The following is a 5,570-nucleotide window of genomic DNA, read 5'->3' as shown; positions in this document are numbered from 1 at the left end:
GGCCACTTGACTCCCACTCCTTCATCAACTCAAACATCTTAGATTCCTTGCTCATCGCTCTTTTTGTGAACAAAAATCACTATTCAGAAAGCATACAGCAATACGCCCAACACCGAAGGGATACAGAGTTCCACGATTCATCACTAACGGTTCTTACCGAAATGGTAGAACTAAACCTGTATTTTAAACGGACTGGTAAGTTTTCGTCAAGCAGCAGCTTCATTAGCAGGATTAATGGTGAGTATGTTTTCTGCTAACGATAGGACTTTTAGGGCTTGTTCTTTGCTCACGGAAGGAAAGTCGGTTAAAAAATCTTTCAAGCTATCTCCCCCCTTCAAGTAGTCAAACAGGTTCTTGACCGGCACTCGTGTATTAAAAAATACAGGAGTACCTCCTAAGACTTCCGGCGATATCGTTAATAACTGATTACTCATTACCTGTATTAAGATAACACTTTTCATACGAATTTGTGTTTTGTATAGGCCCTTTCATTTTAAACACTCCCTAATCCTCGTTTTTCGATGAGGATTAGTTAGAGTATGCTTTTTAGCCAAAAGGCTACTCAATACCCGCATTATAAATGCTGGAATTTTTACCAATTTATATCCGGTAATCCGCGGCACAGACGCGGACTAGTGAGAGATATTTTCCATCGAATCCGGAGAAAACTGAGCACGATTTTTCAGGCTATCCAGTACAGCAGGATCTTGTCCGTATAACAGCGGATAAGAGACCAGTAAAAGAAGAAGATAACTATATTTCAAACTAACAGGATTCAATGCAAAAATACGCAATTTTATGCGTTTGATTTTTTTAATAGTTGATTTTCGTTGGTGGGAAACTGTATTAAAAATACTTGATCTTTTTGTCTGATATGCGTTGATCTGAGGAACTGAATTTATTCAATGGTTAACTTGCGTTGGTGGTAAGCCGCATGGTAAATGCTGGCTCTTTCGTTTCTAACACTCCTTAACCCTTGTTGAAAAAACGAGGAATAGTTAGGGCTTTCATCCTACTTCTTACCCGAGCTGGCAAGATCTGTAGATACCAACTATTTAGAACATGTCAATTCTTTTCTGGCTCAAAACTTAAAACTACATCACTGATTTTGTACCCTCCCTCAAGTTGTTCTAAACTCATAGCAATGTATACTTTCTTATTTCTGTACCCAGCGTAAGATGCTACATAATATCCTTGTGGTGCATCCGACTTCTTAACATCAAGTGTTTTTAATAGGCTTTCATCAAAATCCTGAGCATTAATAAATGGATCATAACTTAAATCATTCTCAGATAACTTCGTGATCAGTTCAGGTGTGCAAAACTCTAACTTTACTTCATCACTAGTTCCATTATCTATTGAAGATAAGTATTCCTCATAAAAACCCTTGATAAAGATCTCACCGCTCTCTGTAGTAGCTATAGTATCAAGCTCATTTTCAACCATCTCTGGACTGTCTTCCAATGATCTCACCGAATCTTGTTTTATGTCAATATTATCTGCCTGTTTACTTTGATTATCACTTTTGCGAGTACCCTGAGAGCATGACAACAGGATTGTTAATAATCCGAATACTAAATATTTCATATCTAATCAGTTTATCTAAATACTTGAAAAGTAGGTCTACTAGTTGTGTAAGGATAAAATCCATTTTGAGTATAATCTGACACCCACTTTTCTCCATTATACATTTGGATATGACCGTGAACATGATTGCCAATCGCTTGCATAACCACAATATCTCCAGTCATTGGCTGATAATTTGCTGTTGGCACTTCTTTAAACCCTAAGGCTGGTAAAAAAGTATCATAATCTTTGGCCGAACCTGGACGACCAGATGTGCTTAACCCACCACCCTCAAGTGCTAACCTCACGTACTTTGCACAATAACCTACTGGACAGGACTCTGCATTGCTATTTAACGTTGTAACAGCTGCAACATAATCATACCCTTCAATTGATGATCTACCATAAAGAGGTTCAGTAAATGATGCTACAAAATTTGTAGGACTAAACTGACCCGTTTCCAAATTCATAATCCCACCTCCTGGCATGTAAGCATTAATACCATCAGAAAATGATTCATCAATATACTGACCGCCTCCTAAAGCATCAACATCAGCTTGACTAGTAACATTCTCATCGTAACGTAAATTACCATCAGTATCAGTATACCAATCAAAACCTCCGTCAGGATCAACCCTATTGATAGGATTATTACTAAAAGAGAGGTAAGGACTTGCGTGTTGCCTTGCAGGATCAGTTGCCATCCATCGCCCTATAACAGGGTCGTAGTTTCTCAGTTCAAAACTGTTCCAGCCCGTCTCTGAATCCTCTTCTGAAAAACCAGACTGGAACCCATAGCGATAATATTGCCCAAAATTCCGTTTAGCCGTATCCGAAGGCCCCTCAAAATAACTATTCGGAGTATTAGCCCGTCTCGCAACACTACCAAAGCGGTAGTATTGTCTAAAGTACTCATGAAATACCAGTATTATTTCTTTCTAATTTAAACCATTTGAACAAAATCCAGATATATTGCGAGTCCCATGTTTCAAGATATAATTCATCGTTTCTATAAGTAGTTACATATTCCCCAATTTCACAGTATCCGGGAAAGAAAAAAGTAAACTTGATATTACAATTTATGTATCCAGGTCTATAAATTAATTTATCATAATATTTCATTGAGGTAATTATTTCTACCTTCTGATAGAAATTCTCATAGAAATTCAGATAGTGCAGTGTGTCATTCGGTTGTAGTAAAGTATTTTTATGTTTATCAGATTTGCCATTTCCCTCAGAAAAAATCAGCGTAATGTAATCCTCTTGTCCCGCAACATGAAGCTCTTGGTTAGCTAAAAGTACTGGATGTACAGCACTACCCGAGAAAAAGAAATATGTGGTAGTTTGTATGACGAATAGGAATCCTAAAAATAATAGTAGCTTCTTATAGTTCATCGCTCATTAATGTCTAAATCGTGGTGTTCTTACTGGTACTTTATCATTTTGATTATTGCCATTAGGATGACTGTTGCCAGATCTACCTCCCGTTCGCCTATAAAGATCATTTGAGTTGAAGTATTGGCCTGCCGGGCTAATATGAAACAATAGCTCATGGAGTATTTGTGAACCTATATTAAAATTGATTCTACCGGGATCAAAATCTGGCAGATCACTGGGTACTGCAAATTGCCTTGAATTAAAAGTGAAGCCCTTCGCTTGGCCTACTGTTATATTGCCTTTGCCTGTCGGAGTATTTGGGTGAACTATTGCACCTTCAATATTTGTATTTGCTTCTAGGAGATCTTGGAAAGACTGTACTATAAATTGCGATTTTTCATCTAGTTTTGAAATGTCAGCATTGGAAGCAAATTCCAAGAAGTATCCAGGCGTCAATTCTTCAGTTTTATTTCCTAACAATCTATCCCACCAATTCGCATAAAATCTTTTCTTAACTAACTTTTCTTTTATAGTAACGGCATTTTCAATGCCGAATTTGGCTTTAAAAATCGCATTGATATTTAGCATAGCTTTAGTTGCTTGTGCTCTAGTCCAAAAAAGAACCCTCTCTCCATCAGGATCAACACCTCTTATTGGATTATTTCCCATTCCAATGTATGGGCTTGCATATTGTCTGGCTGGATCAGTAGTCATCCACCTCCCAATAACCGGATCATACATTCTAGCTTCAAAAGAGTTCCAGTTGGTTTCTGAATCTTCCTCGCTAAACTGTCCTTGAAAGCCCCAACGATAGTACTGTCCGAATACCCCTTCGTTAACCGGGCCTGAGCCTTCGGCCTGATCTATAACTACATTATCCACATAAAAAGTCCCCGAAGAAGCAGGAGCCGGAACAAAGGATAAGGACGTGGAACTGCCTACAGCCGTAAAGGTAAGGGCAACCGTACCTGCCGAGGTAACCTGCTGCTCTGCTAGCTGACCGGAAGCTGCATCCTCTAACGATACGTAAACTGATCCATTAAACCCTGAAGGGAAAATAACATCTGCACTTATACGATAACGCACCGAACCTTCTGTTGCTATGGAACGGCCAAGCACACTGCTATTCCGTGGGGGGCCACCTCCTGGAGGAGGACCGCCTCCCGAACTGCCTGTAGTTATTACTCCGGCCAGCTGCCCATTTTCAACAGTGGCAGCAGCTCCCGTAGAAGTCACCCAGCCAGCCGCACTACCTCCATTAAAATCTTCCCTGAGCAACTCCTGCCAGATTACTTTATCTGGCCCCTCAAAGTAACTATTCGGAGTATTGGCCCTTCTCGCGACCGAGCCGCCTGCATAGTAGTCTGTACACTTTTTTTCAACGCTCTCACTTTTTCCATAGCTCACTCCCAAAAAAACACTCGTTTTTCCTAAAGCCTCTGGCTCATAATTATNATACATCCTAAGCTCGAAACTATTCCAACCCGTTTCACTATCCTCTTCTGCAAACTGTCCCTGAAAACCCCAGCGGTAATATTGTCCGAAGTTCCTTTTTACTGTATCAGTGGGTGATTCAAAATAACTATTCGGTGTATTGGCCCTTCTCGCGACCGAGCCGCCTGCATAGTAGTCTGTACACTTTTTTTCAACGCTCTCACTTTTTCCATAGCTCACTCCCAAAAAAACACTCGTTTTTCCTAAAGCCTCTGGCTCATAATTATATGATAGTTTTAAACAGCCCATTGAAAGGGTCAAGATACTCGTTTTTATTATATTTGGCCTATGGAAAACATATCAGATATACTTTCTATTATCGGCCAATTCCTGCGCTTGATTTCTCTTTTTCTAGAGACTCCCTTCTTTAAAAAAATCTAATTTAGTTGGAAAATTTGTAAAGTTTACTCATTTGCTCAGGTACAGGGCTAGTTGGAAAAATTGATACGGATACCCCTTAGATACTTCTGATAGTGCTCTCAATGTCGCACAAAGGGGATATCGCATTCAGTCGTTCAGTACAGCAGCTTCCCACTCCATCTCTCCCACTTGCCCCAGCTCCTGTACTTCTCTACTTTCATTTGCTGTTCTCCCTACAGGTCAACCGCTCCGGCCAACCCGTCACCTGTAGCCACAGCATGAGTTAATCCGCACCTTACGCCCTCCCTCAGGCACGCCAGACGGCAAAGCTCCGTACTTACTCCCCGAAGAAAAAAGCAAGGGTATACAAGCTTCGTTACACTACGCCCTTGCTTTTTTACTCACCCTGCTTTTACCTACTTCTGCCGGCTTCGTTCGGGATGCGGTAACCAGGTGCGGAGATAAACGAGGTAGCTTTCGGCTCCGATTTTAAAGGAAGAGATAGCATGTCCTTACCAGCGCCCTGCCAGTTTGTGGTTCATAGCAAGGCAATCAGAGGGCTTGGAAGGCTTTTGTAACTGGTGCAAAATCATTCAAGACAACCTAAACGATAAAGAACACACATGATTTCACACCAGCTACAAAAACTGATGTGCGACTAGTTTGTACAACATTTTATTTTTTTCTTTTTGAGATTGTACAACCTTGTACAACATTTTTAAAAAAATATTTTCACCTTGTACAAAAGCAAAAACCGTTCTGTACAATCTCAT

The 5,570-nt window shown here is 40.2% G+C and carries 4 protein-coding genes; all 4 read right to left on the bottom strand.

The genetic code is table 11. The annotated features are described in order from the left end of the window. Positions 1 to 206: 206 nt before the first annotated feature. The 4 genes from FNH22_RS31470 to FNH22_RS31455 all read right to left on the bottom strand — a co-directional run bounded on the left by FNH22_RS31470 (position 207) and on the right by FNH22_RS31455 (position 4,698). On the bottom strand, positions 207 to 461 hold the full coding sequence (locus tag FNH22_RS31470) for a DUF433 domain-containing protein (protein ID WP_143402513.1): 255 nt from the start codon (positions 459 to 461) through the stop codon (positions 207 to 209). A 604-nt stretch (positions 462 to 1,065) separates the two neighbouring features. After that, positions 1,066 to 1,587 carry a hypothetical protein gene (locus FNH22_RS31465; protein ID WP_143402512.1) on the bottom strand — a complete coding sequence of 174 codons (522 nt, stop codon included), beginning with the start codon at positions 1,585 to 1,587 and terminating at the stop codon, positions 1,066 to 1,068. Between the two features lie 11 nt (positions 1,588 to 1,598). After that, on the bottom strand, positions 1,599 to 2,492 hold the full coding sequence (locus FNH22_RS31460; RefSeq protein ID WP_255518209.1) for an RHS repeat-associated core domain-containing protein: 894 nt from the start codon (positions 2,490 to 2,492) through the stop codon (positions 1,599 to 1,601). Between the two features lie 475 nt (positions 2,493 to 2,967). Further along, positions 2,968 to 4,698 (bottom strand): RHS repeat-associated core domain-containing protein, encoded by a 1,731-nt coding sequence (locus tag FNH22_RS31455; RefSeq protein WP_255518208.1) that lies wholly within the window; start codon positions 4,696 to 4,698, stop codon positions 2,968 to 2,970. Between the last annotated feature and the right edge of the window lie 872 nt (positions 4,699 to 5,570).

Source organism: Fulvivirga sp. M361 (genome assembly GCF_007097395.1).
Lineage (GTDB): Bacteria > Bacteroidota > Bacteroidia > Cytophagales > Cyclobacteriaceae > Fulvivirga.
Note: the sequence above shows the minus strand (reverse complement) of the source record. Positions and strands in the feature narration are given on the sequence as shown.

Coding starts and splice junctions, on each gene's coding strand:
- FNH22_RS31465 (WP_143402512.1), bottom strand. CDS start 1,587: ATGAAATATTTAGTATTCGGATTATTAACAATCCTGTTGTCATGCTCT.
- FNH22_RS31470 (WP_143402513.1), bottom strand. CDS start 461: ATGAAAAGTGTTATCTTAATACAGGTAATGAGTAATCAGTTATTAACG.